Source organism: Cyclobacterium salsum, assembly GCF_010119245.1.
In the GTDB taxonomy this organism is placed as follows: Bacteria; Bacteroidota; Bacteroidia; order Cytophagales; family Cyclobacteriaceae; genus Cyclobacterium; species Cyclobacterium salsum.
The window spans coordinates 88,931-104,548 of record NZ_WNKG01000002.1; the positions used below are offsets into that span (position 1 = coordinate 88,931).

The following is a 15,618-nucleotide window of genomic DNA, read 5'->3' on the forward strand; positions in this document are numbered from 1 at the left end:
TACTTATTCATGGATGACGATTTTACTGATTTTATCGCCCGCACGAATCTGATCGATGATTTCTAGCCCATCGGTAACTTTTCCAAAACAAGTGTGGTTTCGATCAAGGTGTTGGGTATTGCTGCGGTTATGACAGATGAAAAATTGAGATCCTCCGGTATTTCGGCCAGCATGTGCCATAGATAATACCCCCCGATCATGGTGTTGTAATTCTCCATCCAGTTCACAATCCACATGGTAACCAGGACCTCCGGTTCCATTACCTTTGGGACAGCCTCCCTGGATCATAAAATCTGGGATTACCCTGTGAAAAGTCAATCCATCATAAAAGCCTTTTTGAGCTAATTGAATAAAGTTTGCGACGTTTTTTGGGGCATCTTCCTCGTAAAAGGTGATTTTCAGGGTGCCTTTTTCGGTTTGTATTTCTCCGGTTTTCATGAAGTTATCGTTTGTTTTTTTTGCAATAATACTGATTTTATGCCAGGATCATGCTATACTTGTATTTACTGTACATGCCTTTTTAAGTAAAAACCACCTTAAATAATTCAGATTTGGAAAAAGAGGACAAGTTTATTGGAAAACACAACGCTCCGGAGGATATTCTGGAATTCGAAGGACCCCAACTTTTTGGGCATCCAAAGGGATTGATGACCTTGTTTTTTACCGAAATGTGGGAACGGTTTAGTTATTATGGGATGCGCGCCCTGCTCATCTTATTTATGACAGCGCCAATTGCTTCGGGAGGGCTGGGTTTTGATGATCAAACCTCAGGGGCGGTTTATGGCTTGTACTCCATGGCGGTATACCTGCTCGCGCTTCCCGGTGGCTGGGTGGCGGACAGGCTGATCGGTCTGAAAAAATCTGTTTGGTACGGCGGAATTATCATCACCATAGGTCATTTCACCATGGCCCTGCCGGGGGTTTTTAACTTGTTTTCAGGAGCCTCGGTTCCGGAAGGGCAGTTAGCGGCATGGGACCTGCCATCCTTCTTTCTGGGGTTGATATTGATCGTTTTTGGTACCGGGTTGCTGAAACCAAATATCAGCTCCATCGTTGGGCAACTCTATCCCGAAAATAGTTCCAAACGGGATGCCGGGTTTTCCATTTTTTACATGGGGATCAATCTGGGTGCGTTTATGGCCCCCATCGCTTGTAGTACCCTGGCCATTTACGATTGGCACCTGGGCTTTGGGCTTGCCGGTTTTGGTATGTTGATGGGATTGATTCAGTATAAGGGAACAAAAAAATACCTGGAAGGAGTGGGGGAGCCGGTGGAGAATAATAGCAGGGAGGAAAAACAAGCGTATCAGCGATTACTGAAACGCGTTTGGCTGGTTTTAGGTTTGGTCGTTTTAACTATGGCGTTATTCTTTTTTCAGGTAATTCCCTTGGATCCGGTCTCCCTGGCCGGGGTCTCCAATACCGTTATTGCAATTGTAGCCCTGCTTTTTTTCGGTTACGTTTTGTTTTTTGGGGGATTGGATTCCGGGCAGAAAAAGAAAGTGGTGGTGATTATGATCCTTTTTGTCTTTTCAGCCATCTTCTGGTCCGGGTTTGAACAGGCGGGTTCCTCATTGAACCTTTTTGCAGAACGGTTTACGGATCGGACGGTATGGGGTTGGGAGATTCCGGCTGGCTATTTCCAATCGGTAAACAGTATATTTATCATTATTTTTGCTCCTTTTTTTGGAGCGATGTGGGTGGCCCTGGGAAGGAAAAAACTGGAACCAAGTTCTCCTTTGAAATTTGCGATAGGCCTTATTTTTCTCGGTATTGGGTTTTTGGTTATGTATTTTGCTGCCAAGATCGCCGCATCTGGAGATTTGGCAGCTCCATCCTGGCTGGTGATTACCTATCTTTTCCACACGTTTGGAGAGCTCAGTCTTAGTCCCGTGGGCTTGAGTTTGACGACCAAGTTGGCTCCTAAAAAGTTTGCCGGTCAAATGATGGGCATGTGGTTTCTATCCATTGCCATGGGTAATCTGATCGCGGGAAGAATTGCTGGAAGTGCAAGTGGAGGCACCTCAGAAGCCCTGGCCGAAATGCCGGATCAGTACATGCTGATTGTGTATACCGTAATAGGTGCCGGAATGGTGTTAATGTTGATTTCCAAACCGATTCGAAGTCTAATGGGGAAGGTACACTGAGGTGTACCAGGAAAGAAAAAAGGCCGGTTTTCCAAAACCGGCCTTTTTTTAATCTTCTTTATCTTGTTTTTTGAAAACAGTACTTCTGAAATCAATGGCCGAAATGCCAGCTCCCAGGCCTACCAAAATGGCAACAATTAACCAAAAAATTTGTGCTCCGGAAGCAATTGGTGAACTGAATATTTCTAATAACATACGATTATTGGTTATGACAATGTTTAAAGCCGCAATTTAGCATCCAAAATAAGGATAACAAAGCGAATAAATAAAAAGGATTAAATCAATTTCCTGGAGCGAGTCTGATTAAACTAGAATGGCCCCCGATAAGAAAATCAATCGATCTCATCGTCTTCCTCCTCATCGAACTCAAAATCTCCTGAGAAATCGTCTCCAGTGTCATCGTAGCCATCGTCTTCGAAATCCATAAAGACATCTTCACCGAAGGCAGAGTCTTCATCTTCATCGTAAATGGAGTCGTTGAATTCATCACCGAAATCATCGTCATCGAAATCGTCTTCAAAATCTTCATTCATAAGCGTCAATTGTTAAGGGAATGCTGTTTTTTGCGCTAAGTAATGAAAATTTTATTAGTAACTCAATAGCTCATTGGAAATTAATTTTTCCTGGGCAGGTTTCAGGGTATGTGGTTGATTGGCAGCCCATTGATTCTCCAAAAGAGCGACCCATGTTTTCAGGTACAGCAACAGGTCTTCCTTCCGGTTTTTAACCAAATTTTTCCGCTGATCGAATGGAATATGTTCCAGAATCTCCGGATCAGATAATCGCTCCAGATGGATCAAGTCCTCTCTTTCTAACCCGATCTCAAGTAATTCGGAGATCATCAAATCCATGGGCAGCCCACTTCCGGGACAATAATCATTTAACTGTTCGCTCCAATCACCGCTCCGCTGCATTGCAAAGCGGTGAATGTCTCCTTTCGTAATTCTGGTGATTTCCTGCGCCAGGTTGCCGCAGTTGCAAGCCCCCATATGCCCCCATTGATAAGGAGCTCCCTCTTTCAATCTTGTAATGGTTTTCCTCAAGGCCAGAATTAAATTTGGATTTGCTTTTGCCATGTGTTTTTGGTTTTATTTTAATAACCGATTTTGGCAAAAGTAGTTTCCGAAAAGTGAGATAATATGCCCCTGTTTAAGAAATATTCTCTCTGTATTTTCCAAAAATGAGATTGATATATTGTTTGATCAAGGGCTTGGAAAGGTATTTTTTTACCTGATCGTATTGATTGGCTTTAAGGATGTCTCGCTCGTCAACAGAGCTGCTTAGAATGTATATTTCCGGATCTGATTTGGCAGGGTTAAATGTTTCCAAAAAATCCCATCCCGTCATTTCGGGCATATTGAGATCTAGGAATAAATAATGGGGACTTATACGATAGATGTCCTTCAGCGCGTCCATGGCATTATCGAATGAGAAAACCTTGCAAGGTTGCATGATGTTTCTTTGAATCAGTTTTTCGGTTACAAAAATACTAATGGGATCGTCGTCTATAAGAACTATCTTAATCATTGAAATACATAAATCGTGTTTTGAAAAGCAAAATACAAGCTACAAAAGTAAATAAAAAATTTTACTTTAAACTTTTATTTGCTCTTTTTTTCTTAATCCAATGAAATTTCTGAATTAAAAAATTTAAATAGCTAATTTTGTGCCAGTTCCCCTAGTGGGGAAGTTATCTTCTGGTTTTACTTTTGAAGATGGCCGTGAATTTTACCAGGCAGCAAACCGAAACCCTATGAGCAAACCGGATTTTGATGATATTTTTATGGAGTTAGCCGTTAGCCTTGCCCAACGCTCTCACTGTATCAAGAAGCACGTTGGCGCTGTATTAACGAAGGATACGCGGATCATTTCCATTGGTTATAATGGCCCTCCATCGGGCACGCATAATTGCGACGAAGAGTTCCCCGAGGAAGGCTGTAGCCGTGATAGCAAAGGCAGTTGCTCGCTGGCATTGCATGCCGAGCAGAACGCGATCCTATATGCCGTAAAAAACAAGGCAACTGTGGAGGGATCTACCCTATATGTGACGTTAGCACCCTGTTTGCCCTGTGCCCGAATCATTTATTCCATGGGTATTTCGAAAGTTATTTATTTGTATTCCTATGCGGCCTATAAGGGATTGGGAATCGACGAAGGGATCGTTTTTCTGGAAAAATTTGGCGTATCGGCAGAAAAATATCCCAAATCGATCCGAATTAAGGATTCTTTAATTTAAAAGTGCAGGAGCATAAGCTTAACTGGATCGACAAACATTTCCTTCCGGTATAACAATAAGTCCGGGCCAGAGTCCGATTTTGATAACCAGTATAACTTTATCACGCCTGAGAATAAAAGGGTATATCCATGCTTTCCTGCTACCTAAAAATCTGACCCCACACTGTCGTCCAGGCAGGCGCAACCTGCAATACACTCAACGGGGGTTGAGCGTAGAATAAAGGATCGGCTTAGGGATTGATCCATTGCTGGGGAGAAATCAGGTTAACTTCCCTTTCCAAGGTGATACCGTACTTATCGTAAATATCAGCTTGTATTTTTTTGCTCAGGTCAATTAAGTCCGAGCCCTCTCCATTGCCATGGTTTACCAAGACCAGGGGTTGGTGCTCATGTACCCCTATGTTGCCAAAGCGTTTTCCTTTCCAACCGGCTTGCTCAATCAGCCAGGCCGCTGGTATTTTTACGAATTTACCCAAGGGGTACCCGGGGATCCCGGGAAATTTATCCCGGAGACGTTCAAAGGCTTCCACCGGGACCGTGGGGTTTTTGAAAAAACTACCCGCATTTCCAATTTTGGCAGGGTCAGGCAATTTCCGTTGACGGATGCTTATCACCGCTTTGCTGATATTTTCGGGAGTGGGGTGGAGGTTCCCGAGTTCCTGCAAGGTACCTTGGATATCCCCATAGTCGATGGTCGGCCGGGGCTTCTTGGATAACCGGAGGGCCACGTGAGTAATGATATACTTGCCCTTCCATCTGTTTTTAAAAATGCTTTCCCGGTAGCCAAATGCGCAATCCGCTTTATAGAACCTTTTGGTCTGGCGACTGGCAATTTCGATGGCATCCAAATGGTCAAAAACCGATTCGATTTCCACCCCATAGGCTCCGATGTTTTGCATGGGGGCTGCCCCGACGGTACCGGGTATTAAGGACAAATTCTCCAGGCCGCTTAATCCCGATGCCAGAGAAAAGGTGACCAAATTGTGCCAAACCACACCTGCGCCCGCTTTTAGCAAAATAGAATCCGCATCTTCTTCTATTTTTTCGATGCCCTGAATGTTGATTTTGATAACCAAGGCATCGATGTCTTGCACGAGTAGAATGTTACTTCCACCGCCGAGAACAAATAATTTTTTACCCAAAGACCGGGCATGCGATATGGCCTGGATGACCTCATCGGAACGATTGGCTTCCAAAAATAATCGGGCTTTTTTGTCGATCCCAAATGTATTGTACTGACGTAAAGAAATATTTTCTTGTATCTTCATCTTTTTAATTATGACACGAAATAAGGATTATTTGATCAAATAGAAAACAAGACGGCTCGTTTTCTCCGTGTTCTTTTACCCTGAGCCGTTTTGGAGGAAAAGCAAAAGGAGTATTTTATGAAAGAAATGGTGATCAATGGCATACGGATAAGACCCGGGCAATCATTAAACATAGAAATTGCCATTGCCAGGCTGCCTACCCATACCTTGATTGACCTTCCGGTGTTTATCAGGAGTTCAAGTAACCCCGGCCCGGTGGTACTTATCAGCGGCGGCGTACATGGAGATGAAATCAATGGGATCGTGACCGTAAAAAGAATGCTGGAAGAAAACATTTTCGAGCCGAAGAAGGGTACGCTGATCTTTATTCCATTGGTAAATGTGTATGGTTTTTTGAGCAATTCCCGAACATTCCCGGATGGCAGGGATCTGAATAGAAGCTTCCCTGGAAACAGAAAGGGATCCCTCGCTTCCCAGATTGCCAATATTCTTACCAATGAAATTATCCCGCAAATAGATTATGGCATCGATTTTCATACCGGCGGGCGGATGCTTTCCAATTATCCCCAGGTACGCGTGGATTTTAAAGATAAAAAAGGGTTGAAGTTAGCAGAAGTATTTGGGGCTAATTTCACGGTTAACTCTCCGCATATTGACCGGTCCTTTAGAAAAGAAGCTTATAAGCACAAGAAACACCTGCTGGTGTTTGAAGGGGGGGAATCCATGCGACTGGATGAGCAGGTGATCCAGGAAGGCATTATGGGTACGGGAAGGATATTGAAACACCTTGGAATGATTGACGGAGCGTTTCCTTTGGTAAAGACCCTGAAAATTCAGGATAGCAGCTGGGTAAGAGCTAAAATTTCGGGTATATTTAATGCTTCGGTGTCTGCAGGAGATGAGGTAAAAAAGGGCCAGGTACTGGCAAAAATTTCCGACCCTTATGGGCAGGTAAAGGTTCCCGTTAAGAGTACCTTTTCCGGACACGTCATCGGGATCAATAATCAACCGGTAGTCAATGCAGGCGATGCGTTGGTGCATGTAGGCAAATCACAAACAGCAGCGGAAGCCTCCGAAAAATGAAACCACAGTTATAGAAGCCAATAGCGCATTCTATCCATTCCGGTAAAAGGGCTTCAATGGCGGGATATAGAAACACCGGATTAGATGTATCAGGGTTCCTTTTCCATGACCACGCCTTCTGCCAATCTGATAGTAGTTTTGGAGTCACAAGCTTCCCCTACAGAATACGTTAATTCGTGGGTGACTGGATTCTCTCCGGTCCGGTTAATGGTCCATGTTTCCGTACCGGAGGCTGGCCGTAGTAGCGTTTTAGAAAGGCAGGCTTCGGATATCTTTTTTTCAGGGTTCACCTGAACCGTAAAGCTGTTGCCACTCCAGTTCCGCCCCTCCATAGATCCCACGCTGGTAATTTCGCTTACTTTTCCAGATTGAATCCTGCCTTGATGCGTGTACCTGGGGCTCAGGCGTGTAGAAGAACCTTCTGAACGGACCAGTAGCAGGGAGTCGGTTAATTCATTCATGCTCAGGCCTCCGACCTGTTTCGCTGAGAGTTGAAAAATCCGCTGCCCGTTTACCTGAGTGCCTTCGATTTCGTATCCATTAAAGGCCAAATGGAGAGAATCACCAATTCCGAGGTTGGCTTGCCCGTACTGGATCGTAATTTCTCCCTTTCGAATGGAAGCATCCGTATCACACTGGGGTTGATCGTAATGAAGACTCACGGAATAATTGGCCGAATCCAGGGTAATACCGGGACAACCCGGCAACGAATCCGTATGGGAAGTATCGAGGAAAGATTCCCAATCCTGAAAAACCAGATAAAGGTGCTCGTCCAGGCTCTTGGAAGCCCAGTAGGCCTCTTCCCCTTCAAATGATTGATTGATCTGCAGGTCTTTGCTTACATCGGGTACGCAGGATATCAGAACCCATAGCAGTAAAAAAGGCACCTTATTTTTCATTCAAACTGAATTTAATGGGTGAAGCGTTTCAATGACGAAATTACTCAAAGTTAAATTAATATCCATGCCAAGGTTTAAAGCGTATAAAAATATGTATTTTAAGGCTTGTAAGGACTAAAAAAGGAAAAGAATGAACTACAAGGAAGGGATGTTGGTAAAAGGAGCCTTGGACAATCAAGTGATTATAGTAACTGGGGGTGGCACCGGACTGGGGGCATCCATGTCTCGTTATTTTTTATCACTTGGAGCAAAATTGGTCATCAGTAGCCGGAAATTGGCCGTATTGGAGGCGACTGCGAAGAAATTGGAGAAGGAGACTGGGGGGGAGGTTTTACCGCTGGCCTGTGATATACGGGATCATACGGCGGTGTCCGATATGTACGCTAAGGCCAAGTCCCATTTTGGAAAAGTTGATGCAGTGGTAAATAATGCGGCGGCTAATTTTATCAGCCCCACCCAGCGACTCTCTCCCAATGCCTTTCATACCATTTTGGATATTGTGCTCAAAGGCAGCTCAAATATGACCTTGGTAGTAGGCCAGGACTGGATCAAAGATAAAAAGCCGGGTGTGTTTTTAAACATTGTAACTACCTATGCCTCTACGGGGTCTGCTTATGTGGTTCCCAGCGCTGCGGCTAAAGCAGGCGTATTGGCGATGACACGCTCCCTGGCTGTGGAATGGGCTCCCTACGGTATACGGAGTAATGCCATCGCTCCGGGTCCTTTTCCTACAGAGGGAGCCTGGGAACGTTTGTTGCCAGGTCATCTGGCTGAAAAGTTTGATCCTGCCAAAAGGGTCCCCTTGGGAAGAGTAGGTGATCACCAGGAACTAGCCAACCTCGCGGCCTATTTGATTTCTCCCTTTTCCGCTTTTGTAAACGGCGAAGTAATCACCATTGATGGGGGCGAGAGGTTACAGGGGGCCGGTCAGTTTAATGCCTTTCGGGACGTAAAGGAAGAAGAATGGGATGCCCTGACTAGCAAAAGGAAAAAGACAGACTAAAATCCTTCAGGCTTTAATTTAGCGTTTATCTTCTTTAAAGACCGGCGGCTTTTTAAATGGCAAGGCCAGCCTAAAATCCCAATTTGGCAAAACTTTCTGAATGTTATTTTCTTCCAGGGAGGTGGTTTCGATAAAGTACCAGTTCTCTCGGTTTTCGGTGCCTACGGCGATCAGATTGCTCTCCGTGATCAGTGTTCCCCCCGGCACTTTTGTGACTTGCTTTACAGGCACGATCGCATGAACCTCATCCTTTACCTGAACCGTTCGTATTTCCTTCCCAAATTGCAGGGAGGCCAACCGCTGCCCCTGCCTCTTCTTAGTTTCCTGAATCTGCTTTAATAATTCTTTCATGGCTTCCCTGCCTCCTGCTTTTTCGATCAAGGATGGATAGGTAAAATCCAACAGGATTTCATGGTCGCCATGTAACTGAGCGTAAGCATAAATCTGACCGGCTGTTTTTATTTCTTCCACTACCTGCCCATGGGCCGTTTGAACTTGTACTCCCGTCCAAAAAATAAGACCAAACAGTAAATTTTTTATCATAGCTAAACCGTTATTTTACTTCTAAAATAGGTCTAAGAAAATGAAAGTCAAGCCAAAAAATCAGAAAATTTCATTGCTCTACACCAGATGCATTAAACCAGTGAAGTTCGCCATTTTCCATCCCATAACTGATCTGAATGGGATTGCAACAAACTTCACAATCCTCAATATACTCCTGATCCGAAACGCTGGGGTCAAGCAACATGGATATTTCTGAAAAGCAAAAGGGACATTGAAAAAAGTGTTCGATTTCCATTATTTTTCGTGGGATAGTTTTTTTAGTCTACTAAAATCCGGAAACAAAGTTGCGCTATCCTCCGGTTTTTTCTTTCGGTCGGTTTTTTACCGGAAATGACAAAGCCTTTTTTAGGATGAGGTTCCTCATTCAGGTGGTCTTATTTCTTGCGGTAACGAAAGGGAACTGGCATGGGGGATGATTCTCTTACAAACCGTTGCCACCTAAGGAAATGGTCGTCAGTTTGCTATCCAAAACCTGTCCTTTTTCACATTTCAGGATTCGGTAAGGATATTTTTTTAGCAGTTCGTAATTGTGGGTGGCCATAAGGATGGCGGTACCTTTCTTATTGATTTCCTGAAAAAGCTTAAAAATTCCATCCGATACTTCCGGATCCAGGTTGCCGGTGGGTTCGTCTGCCAGCAGAATGGAGGGTTCGTTTAGCAGTGCCCGGGCAATCACGACCCGCTGTTGTTCCCCACCGGATAGTTGATGGGGCATTTTCGTGGCAGCTCCTCCCAATCCCACACCCATCAGGACTTCAATCATCCTGTTTTTCATTTTGAGTTTGTCCTTCCAGCCGGTTGCACGAAGGACAAAATAGAGGTTTTCGGCCACAGAACGATCGGGAAACAATTGAAAGTCCTGAAATACAATGCCCAATTTACGACGTAAAAAGGGCACTTCTTTCTTTTTGATTTTTTCGATGGAAAAACCGGCCACTTTGGCCTCTCCCATAATTAGGGGAAGGTCGGCATACAGGGTTTTTAGCAGGGAACTCTTTCCACTTCCAGTTCTGCCAATCAGAAAGATAAATTCGTCTTTTTCTATGGAGAAATTTACATCCTTTAGAATCGTATTGATTCCCTGAAAAATACAGGCCCCCTGTACCTTGACTACCGGCTCATTCGAAAACACCATATCAGAGGCTGAGTTTTTTGAGTTTGCCAAAAGGAAGTTCCTTGATCAATTGCTCTAGTTCAGCTTCTTTTCCCTCCAGACCGAATTTTTCAATGTTCTTTAATGGCCGGTCGGCTCTAAAATAGGCCACCAATACAAAATTCTCATCCCGTATCTGTATGTAGTCCGGGATTTTTGCTTTCCCTTTTACTTTTATAATGTACATAGGCGGACCGGTTAATTTTTGGAGATAGGTGACCTTTCAGGTGAAAGATCACCTGCTATTCAATTATGGATTGGCCTTGGCATGGTCTGACAGAAACTGCGCAAGTCCCTTGTCTGTTAGCGGATGATTCAGTAATCCGGTGATGACTTTAAGCGGGCAAGTCACCACATCAGCACCTAGTTCTGCGCATTTTACCAAATGCATGGTATGCCGTATAGAAGCGGCCAATACCTCGGTTTCGTAGCCATAATTCTGGTAAATATGGACGATTTGTGAAATGAGATCCAATCCGTCAATAGAAATATCATCGAGCCTGCCAATAAACGGCGAAAGGTAACTCGCACCTGCTTTCGCAGCAAGGATGGCCTGTCCAGCCGAAAAAACCAGGGTGCAATTGGTACGGATGCCTTCGCTGGAAAAATATTTGATGGCTTTGATTCCTTCCTTAATCATTGGAACCTTCACCACGATTTTGTCATCAATTTTAGCTAATTCTTTGCCCTCGCTGACGATCTCGTCAAAATCAGTTGCAATTACTTCCGCACTTACGTTGCCATCTACAATATCACAAATGGCTTTGTAATGATTCCTGACTTTTTCTTTTCCACTAATCCCTTCTTTTGCCATCAGCGAGGGGTTAGTCGTCACGCCATCCAATACGCCCAAGTCGTAGGCTTCCTTAATCTCAGTTAAATTTGCGGTGTCAATAAAGAATTTCATGTGCGAAAATTAGGTTTGGTTTTATTACAAAATGGATAATAATTCAAAAGTAACAAAAAGAAGGGGAGCGTTTAATAAAAAGATAAAAAATAAGCGGCATCGCACCGCTACAACCGCCTACCCTTGCTTCCTTCCGGACCTGGGGGATTCAGCAGGAGCTGGTCGTGCCGCTCAGTACAAAGGTAGATAAATTTCTTTCAGCAACAAAAGTTTTTCCTCATCCATAGCTAATTCCTTTAGGGTCAAACCGATATTTTTTGGCAATATTATTGCAACCCTTTTTTACAACGGATAACGAACACACGTTTTCTCAAAACATTTTAAAATATGTTGACAAAATCGATTGGTATCATAAGTTTGATTTTTTTGCTGGGTTCATGTGCCCTATTTCAGCCAAGAATCCCCTATCAGTTGGGCATGTCTGAAAGCAAGTTTCTTCGACAAAATAAAGAAGCCGTCATCAGCCAGCTCAATGAAGACCGAAAAATATATCGAGTCAACAACGATGAGCGATTTTACATACTTGCCACGTTTGAAAATGGGGAATTGGTGAATTTAGAAGAAAAGGAATTAGCCCCTCAATGGCCTCGCCAGCGAATGATGGATGAAAATGATTCCTACCAACAAAATCCCCAAAATCCCAACCAGCGCATGCCTTAAATAGACGAATGCTTTCCGCTTATCCGAAGGCCAGTTTTCCCTATTCATTACTTTTTGTCCCGGACAAATGAATTATTGAAAAGATAATCTAAAAAATTTAGTAAGTTTGACTTATTGATAAAAATTGTCTGTTACTGGTGGGGTAAGCTTGGCGTTAAATGGTGAAAGTCACCTGAAAAATCAGGGGATAAGCCACAGGTTCTTCAAAATATAGCAAAGGAAAGGTTTTAGTCCAAACATGATATGTTCCGGATCTATTTCCGACTTACCCATCCTTATGATTTATTCAGGCAGGCATATTACCGGTAAAAGCAAAACCTAAGTTTTAATAGCGATCAGATCAAACGTAAAGAAATGGAAAATAACCGACGGAAGTTTTTAAAGAGAATAGGAATGGCAGGTGCCGCCTCGGCTATTGCACCGGCGGCTTTTGGGGCAGCCCATCCGAAAAAGGTGGTGCCAATGAACCGCCTGTCCCAAAAACCTGCTGACAGGGAGTTGAAAATCGCACTGATAGGTGCGGGGATTATGGGAACGCAGGACATGAACACGGCACTTCAGCATGAAAATGTGGAGGTGGTAGCGGTTTGTGACCTGTACGATGGTCGATTAGAGTCGGCCAAGGAAAAGTGGGGGCAGCATCTATTTCTCACAAAGGACCACAAAGAGATCTTAAAAAGAGACGATATCGATGCCGTATTGATTGGTACTCCCGATCATTGGCATAAGCAAATAAGTGTGGATGCGCTCAATGCGGGAAAACACGTTTATTGCGAGAAACCCATGGTTCACTCCGTAGAGGAAGGAAAAGCGGTCATCGATGCCTGGAAAAATTCCGGTAAGGTCTTCATGGTAGGTAGCCAGGGGATTTCCAGCCTGGGAAATGAAAAAGCAAAAGAACTATTGGCATCGGGCGCGATCGGAGATATCAATTACGCAGAGGGATTTTGGGCTCGTCATTCTCCTGAAGGAGCCTGGCAGTACCATGTGCCTGCGGATGCTTCTACGCAAACGGTAGATTGGGAACGTTACATTTCCAATACCACAGACAGGGAATTTGATCCGCTTCGGTTTTTCCGTTGGAGGAATTACCTGGATTACGGTACCGGCATGTCCGGAGATTTGTTCGTTCACTTGTTTACCAGCTTGCATTTTATCACCAATTCCCTTGGGCCAAATAAAGTTTCTGCCATGGGTGGATTAAGGTACTGGGAAGACGGAAGAGAGGTTCCGGATGTATTGCTGGGAATGTTTCAATATCCCGACAGCAAGGAGCATCCGGGGTTCAATTTATCCCTGCGATGTAATTTTGTAGATGGCACCAGTGGGTCCACCTATTTGAAAATTGTGGGGAGCAAAGGATCTATGGATGTGAAGTGGGACGAAGTAGTGGTCAAAACCAACCAGCAGGCATCTAGCGACGATCCTTTTTTAGAAGCACAAGCACAAATGAGTGGCGGGGCTGCTGATCGCAAACGTATACTGCCTCCTAATGAAATGGTTTATAAAGTGGAACCCGGATATAAGGGAGCTCATTACGACCACTTTGGGAATTTTTTCACCGCCATTCGTGAAAATGGAACAGTGACAGAAGATCCCGTTTTTGCATTTAGAGCGGCTGCACCGGCGCTTTTATGTAATGACAGCTACTTTCAGGATGAATTTATTGCCTGGGATCCGGTAGAAATGAAGTTGGTGTAACGAAATAGCTTTTACCTAAAACAATAAAATAGAAGAATGATGAACACACTTGCAAAAAAATCCGGTCTGTTTCTGGCCATGGCCATGGGGCTGTTTTTGACCTCATACGGTCAAAAAGCACTTTTCAATGGAGAAGACCTTACTGGATGGACGATCTATGGCACCGAAAAATGGTACGTTGAAGACGGGATTTTAGTGTCCGAAAGTGGACCCGATGCCGAATACGGGTACCTGGGTACGAAAGAAAATTACGATGATTTCGAATTGACGGCACAGTTTAAACAGGATCAGGATGGAAATAGCGGCATTTTTTTCCGGTCCACCTTCGAAGGAACCAAGGTATCTGGTTGGCAGGTAGAGGTCGCCCCTCCCGGCAATGACACGGGTGGAGTATACGAGTCGTATGGAAGAGGTTGGCTTATCAAACCAGATCCGGAATTGGACAGGCACCTGAAGTTCGGGGAGTGGAATGATATTAAAATAAGGGTAAAAGGAGACCGGGTGAGAACCTGGCTGAATGGAAAGAAAATGGTGGATTACAGCGATGAGAAGATCGGACAAGGTGAGGGACAGATAGCCTTGCAAATCCACAGTGGCGGAGGCTTGAAGATCTCCTGGAAGGATATAGAAGTGAAGGAACTTTAGATCCCATTCCGGTAGCCCTTTCGAAAGCTAATCGCAAAAGCTAAAAAATGAATCAAAAAAGGTCCCATTATAGGGGCCTTTTTTGGTATCAGGACTATTGTTTGACGAAAGGAAGGAACCTTTGGGGCATTTTTCGTAATTTGCACCCTGTTAAAAGATACTATATGTCTAAATTTGATTCCATAAGACCTTTTTATGATAGTGAAGTCAACAATGCGTTGAAGGAAGTCGCCGATCATCCCATGATGAAGGCGATGATGAATTTTACTTTTCCGGATAAAGAAGAAAGGGAATGGACCGAGCAACTTTTAAAAACACATTCCATCAGGGATTTTCAAATTAACTTTATTTATCATTCTGTTCGAAAAGTGCTGGACCTCACTTCTGATGGCCTTACCACTTCGGGCTTCGAAAAGCTGGAGCCGAATACGGCCTATTTGTTTATCTCCAATCATCGTGATATTATTCTCGACACTTCCCTTTTAAACGCCACCTTGTACGAGCATGGCTTGTTGATGACCACCTCAGCGATCGGCGATAATTTGGTGAAAAAGCCATTTCTAAAGTCACTTTCGCGACTCACCCGTAACTTTATAGTCTATAGGGGGCTGAGTAGCAAAGCGATGCTGGAGTTTTCCAGATTAAACTCAGAATACATTCGAGAGGCTATCCTTTCCCAAAACCGATCTGTATGGATTGCCCAACGGGAGGGAAGAACCAAGGACGGGCTTGACCTCACGCAGAAAGGGATCCTAAAAATGCTATCCAAAGGGTGTGAAAACCTTTCGTTGAAAGATTATTTTCTGAAACTTAAAATTGTACCCGTATCCATTTCCTATGAAAATGATCCGACCGATGTCTTGAAAATGCCCGAACTTCTGGCTAAAGCGAGGGAAGAAACCTACGTAAAGCAGAAAAATGAGGATTTCAGAACTCTTATGAGTGGGATTATGGGACAAAAAAAGCGGATTCATATTTCCGTTGGTAAAGTTCTGGATGAAGAAATAAATGCTATTTTTGAAAAAGAAAGTAGTGTCAATAAACAACTTCAGTTATTGGTAGAGGAACTAGACAAGGTCATCGTACGAAATTATCGGCTATGGCCTACGAATTACATTGCGCTTGACTTATTGAATCAATCGGATGAACACCGGCATCAGTACACTTCTGAAGAAAAAGAAGAGTTTCAGGAAAGGATTCAACGAGGTGTGGAAATGGATAACCCAATGGCCGTAAAGAATTTCCTTTCCATGTATGCCAACCCCGTAATTCATAATGACAATTTGCAACAGTTAGCTCCCAAATAAGGAGTCCAACACAATAGATAAGAAATCCACTAATTTCCACCACAAA

General features: G+C 43.9%; 20 protein-coding genes and 1 other RNA gene. 8 read left to right on the forward strand and 13 right to left on the reverse strand.

What is annotated here, in order from left to right; translation table 11 throughout:
* Positions 1 to 3: 3 nt before the first annotated feature.
* Complete coding sequence (locus GJS45_RS03245) at positions 4 to 438, reverse strand: peptidylprolyl isomerase (protein ID WP_162340037.1); 435 nt, start codon at positions 436 to 438, stop codon at positions 4 to 6.
* Positions 439 to 647: 209 nt separating this feature from the next.
* Between GJS45_RS03245 and GJS45_RS03250 the strand changes: the two genes are divergently transcribed.
* Positions 648 to 2,147 carry a peptide MFS transporter gene (locus GJS45_RS03250; RefSeq protein WP_394366568.1) on the forward strand — a complete coding sequence of 500 codons (1,500 nt, stop codon included), beginning with the start codon at positions 648 to 650 and terminating at the stop codon, positions 2,145 to 2,147.
* A gap of 48 nt (positions 2,148 to 2,195) precedes the next feature.
* Here the strand turns inward: GJS45_RS03250 and GJS45_RS23615 are convergent, their stop codons facing one another.
* From GJS45_RS23615 to GJS45_RS03265, 4 genes are all read right to left on the reverse strand, one after another.
* Complete coding sequence (locus tag GJS45_RS23615) at positions 2,196 to 2,342, reverse strand: hypothetical protein (RefSeq protein WP_202927950.1); 147 nt, start codon at positions 2,340 to 2,342, stop codon at positions 2,196 to 2,198.
* A 137-nt stretch (positions 2,343 to 2,479) separates the two neighbouring features.
* The gene (locus GJS45_RS03255; RefSeq protein WP_162340039.1) at positions 2,480 to 2,680 is read right to left on the reverse strand and encodes a hypothetical protein; all 201 of its coding nucleotides are present in this window, start codon (positions 2,678 to 2,680) and stop codon (positions 2,480 to 2,482) included.
* A gap of 54 nt (positions 2,681 to 2,734) precedes the next feature.
* Positions 2,735 to 3,223, reverse strand: a complete 489-nt coding sequence (locus GJS45_RS03260) for a hypothetical protein (protein WP_162340040.1) — start codon at positions 3,221 to 3,223, stop codon at positions 2,735 to 2,737.
* A 73-nt stretch (positions 3,224 to 3,296) separates the two neighbouring features.
* Positions 3,297 to 3,674, reverse strand: a complete 378-nt coding sequence (locus GJS45_RS03265) for a response regulator (protein ID WP_162340041.1) — start codon at positions 3,672 to 3,674, stop codon at positions 3,297 to 3,299.
* Between the two features lie 226 nt (positions 3,675 to 3,900).
* Between GJS45_RS03265 and GJS45_RS03270 the strand changes: the two genes are divergently transcribed.
* Positions 3,901 to 4,383 (forward strand): deoxycytidylate deaminase, encoded by a 483-nt coding sequence (locus GJS45_RS03270; protein WP_162340461.1) that lies wholly within the window; start codon positions 3,901 to 3,903, stop codon positions 4,381 to 4,383.
* A 229-nt stretch (positions 4,384 to 4,612) separates the two neighbouring features.
* Here GJS45_RS03270 and murB read toward each other — a convergent pair whose 3' ends face one another.
* A complete protein-coding gene (murB, locus tag GJS45_RS03275; RefSeq protein WP_162340042.1) occupies positions 4,613 to 5,650 on the reverse strand; it encodes a UDP-N-acetylmuramate dehydrogenase in 1,038 nt (345 codons plus the stop codon).
* Positions 5,651 to 5,767: 117 nt separating this feature from the next.
* Between murB and GJS45_RS03280 the strand changes: the two genes are divergently transcribed.
* Positions 5,768 to 6,733 carry a succinylglutamate desuccinylase/aspartoacylase family protein gene (locus tag GJS45_RS03280; protein WP_162340462.1) on the forward strand — a complete coding sequence of 322 codons (966 nt, stop codon included), beginning with the start codon at positions 5,768 to 5,770 and terminating at the stop codon, positions 6,731 to 6,733.
* An 89-nt stretch (positions 6,734 to 6,822) separates the two neighbouring features.
* Here GJS45_RS03280 and GJS45_RS03285 read toward each other — a convergent pair whose 3' ends face one another.
* Positions 6,823 to 7,632 (reverse strand): hypothetical protein, encoded by an 810-nt coding sequence (locus tag GJS45_RS03285; protein ID WP_162340043.1) that lies wholly within the window; start codon positions 7,630 to 7,632, stop codon positions 6,823 to 6,825.
* A gap of 130 nt (positions 7,633 to 7,762) precedes the next feature.
* Here GJS45_RS03285 and GJS45_RS03290 point away from each other — a divergent pair, with 130 nt between their 5' ends.
* The gene (locus GJS45_RS03290; protein ID WP_162340044.1) at positions 7,763 to 8,635 is read left to right on the forward strand and encodes an SDR family oxidoreductase; all 873 of its coding nucleotides are present in this window, start codon (positions 7,763 to 7,765) and stop codon (positions 8,633 to 8,635) included.
* Between the two features lie 18 nt (positions 8,636 to 8,653).
* On the opposite strand, the gene GJS45_RS03295 is transcribed toward GJS45_RS03290, so the two are convergent.
* The 6 genes from GJS45_RS03295 to ffs form a co-directional block, all read right to left on the reverse strand.
* Positions 8,654 to 9,178 (reverse strand): hypothetical protein, encoded by a 525-nt coding sequence (locus GJS45_RS03295; RefSeq protein ID WP_162340045.1) that lies wholly within the window; start codon positions 9,176 to 9,178, stop codon positions 8,654 to 8,656.
* Between the two features lie 70 nt (positions 9,179 to 9,248).
* Positions 9,249 to 9,434 (reverse strand): CPXCG motif-containing cysteine-rich protein, encoded by a 186-nt coding sequence (locus GJS45_RS03300; RefSeq protein WP_162340046.1) that lies wholly within the window; start codon positions 9,432 to 9,434, stop codon positions 9,249 to 9,251.
* Positions 9,435 to 9,620: 186 nt separating this feature from the next.
* Positions 9,621 to 10,334, reverse strand: coding sequence for a cell division ATP-binding protein FtsE (locus tag GJS45_RS03305; RefSeq protein WP_162340047.1), 714 nt, complete (start codon positions 10,332 to 10,334; stop codon positions 9,621 to 9,623).
* 1 nt (position 10,335) lies between these two features.
* Positions 10,336 to 10,539, reverse strand: coding sequence for a fructose-6-phosphate aldolase (locus GJS45_RS03310; protein WP_162340048.1), 204 nt, complete (start codon positions 10,537 to 10,539; stop codon positions 10,336 to 10,338).
* A 63-nt stretch (positions 10,540 to 10,602) separates the two neighbouring features.
* Positions 10,603 to 11,259 (reverse strand): fructose-6-phosphate aldolase, encoded by a 657-nt coding sequence (gene fsa, locus GJS45_RS03315; protein ID WP_162340049.1) that lies wholly within the window; start codon positions 11,257 to 11,259, stop codon positions 10,603 to 10,605.
* Positions 11,260 to 11,343: 84 nt separating this feature from the next.
* An RNA gene (gene ffs / locus GJS45_RS03320) (signal recognition particle sRNA small type) lies at positions 11,344 to 11,436 on the reverse strand.
* 150 nt (positions 11,437 to 11,586) lie between these two features.
* On the opposite strand from ffs, the gene GJS45_RS03325 reads away from it, so the two are divergent.
* The 4 genes from GJS45_RS03325 (at position 11,587) to GJS45_RS03340 (ending at position 15,572) form a co-directional block, all read left to right on the forward strand.
* Positions 11,587 to 11,919, forward strand: a complete 333-nt coding sequence (locus GJS45_RS03325; RefSeq protein WP_202928023.1) for a hypothetical protein — start codon at positions 11,587 to 11,589, stop codon at positions 11,917 to 11,919.
* Between the two features lie 354 nt (positions 11,920 to 12,273).
* Positions 12,274 to 13,620 carry a Gfo/Idh/MocA family protein gene (locus GJS45_RS03330; protein ID WP_162340050.1) on the forward strand — a complete coding sequence of 449 codons (1,347 nt, stop codon included), beginning with the start codon at positions 12,274 to 12,276 and terminating at the stop codon, positions 13,618 to 13,620.
* 36 nt (positions 13,621 to 13,656) lie between these two features.
* Positions 13,657 to 14,265, forward strand: coding sequence for a 3-keto-disaccharide hydrolase (locus GJS45_RS03335; RefSeq protein ID WP_162340051.1), 609 nt, complete (start codon positions 13,657 to 13,659; stop codon positions 14,263 to 14,265).
* 164 nt (positions 14,266 to 14,429) lie between these two features.
* Positions 14,430 to 15,572, forward strand: coding sequence for a 1-acyl-sn-glycerol-3-phosphate acyltransferase (locus GJS45_RS03340; RefSeq protein WP_162340052.1), 1,143 nt, complete (start codon positions 14,430 to 14,432; stop codon positions 15,570 to 15,572).
* Positions 15,573 to 15,618 lie beyond the last annotated feature (46 nt).

Coding starts and splice junctions, on each gene's coding strand:
- GJS45_RS03280 (WP_162340462.1), top strand. CDS start 5,768: ATGAAAGAAATGGTGATCAATGGCATACGGATAAGACCCGGGCAATCA.
- GJS45_RS03330 (WP_162340050.1), top strand. CDS start 12,274: ATGGAAAATAACCGACGGAAGTTTTTAAAGAGAATAGGAATGGCAGGT.
- GJS45_RS03300 (WP_162340046.1), bottom strand. CDS start 9,434: ATGGAAATCGAACACTTTTTTCAATGTCCCTTTTGCTTTTCAGAAATA.
- GJS45_RS03255 (WP_162340039.1), bottom strand. CDS start 2,680: ATGAATGAAGATTTTGAAGACGATTTCGATGACGATGATTTCGGTGAT.
- GJS45_RS03265 (WP_162340041.1), bottom strand. CDS start 3,674: ATGATTAAGATAGTTCTTATAGACGACGATCCCATTAGTATTTTTGTA.
- GJS45_RS03260 (WP_162340040.1), bottom strand. CDS start 3,223: ATGGCAAAAGCAAATCCAAATTTAATTCTGGCCTTGAGGAAAACCATT.
- GJS45_RS03335 (WP_162340051.1), top strand. CDS start 13,657: ATGATGAACACACTTGCAAAAAAATCCGGTCTGTTTCTGGCCATGGCC.
- GJS45_RS23615 (WP_202927950.1), bottom strand. CDS start 2,342: ATGTTATTAGAAATATTCAGTTCACCAATTGCTTCCGGAGCACAAATT.
- GJS45_RS03305 (WP_162340047.1), bottom strand. CDS start 10,334: ATGGTGTTTTCGAATGAGCCGGTAGTCAAGGTACAGGGGGCCTGTATT.
- GJS45_RS03295 (WP_162340045.1), bottom strand. CDS start 9,178: ATGATAAAAAATTTACTGTTTGGTCTTATTTTTTGGACGGGAGTACAA.
- GJS45_RS03245 (WP_162340037.1), bottom strand. CDS start 438: ATGAAAACCGGAGAAATACAAACCGAAAAAGGCACCCTGAAAATCACC.
- GJS45_RS03285 (WP_162340043.1), bottom strand. CDS start 7,632: ATGAAAAATAAGGTGCCTTTTTTACTGCTATGGGTTCTGATATCCTGC.
- GJS45_RS03270 (WP_162340461.1), top strand. CDS start 3,901: ATGAGCAAACCGGATTTTGATGATATTTTTATGGAGTTAGCCGTTAGC.
- GJS45_RS03250 (WP_394366568.1), top strand. CDS start 648: ATGACCTTGTTTTTTACCGAAATGTGGGAACGGTTTAGTTATTATGGG.
- murB (WP_162340042.1), bottom strand. CDS start 5,650: ATGAAGATACAAGAAAATATTTCTTTACGTCAGTACAATACATTTGGG.
- GJS45_RS03340 (WP_162340052.1), top strand. CDS start 14,430: ATGTCTAAATTTGATTCCATAAGACCTTTTTATGATAGTGAAGTCAAC.
- GJS45_RS03290 (WP_162340044.1), top strand. CDS start 7,763: ATGAACTACAAGGAAGGGATGTTGGTAAAAGGAGCCTTGGACAATCAA.
- GJS45_RS03310 (WP_162340048.1), bottom strand. CDS start 10,539: ATGTACATTATAAAAGTAAAAGGGAAAGCAAAAATCCCGGACTACATA.
- GJS45_RS03325 (WP_202928023.1), top strand. CDS start 11,587: ATGTTGACAAAATCGATTGGTATCATAAGTTTGATTTTTTTGCTGGGT.
- fsa (WP_162340049.1), bottom strand. CDS start 11,259: ATGAAATTCTTTATTGACACCGCAAATTTAACTGAGATTAAGGAAGCC.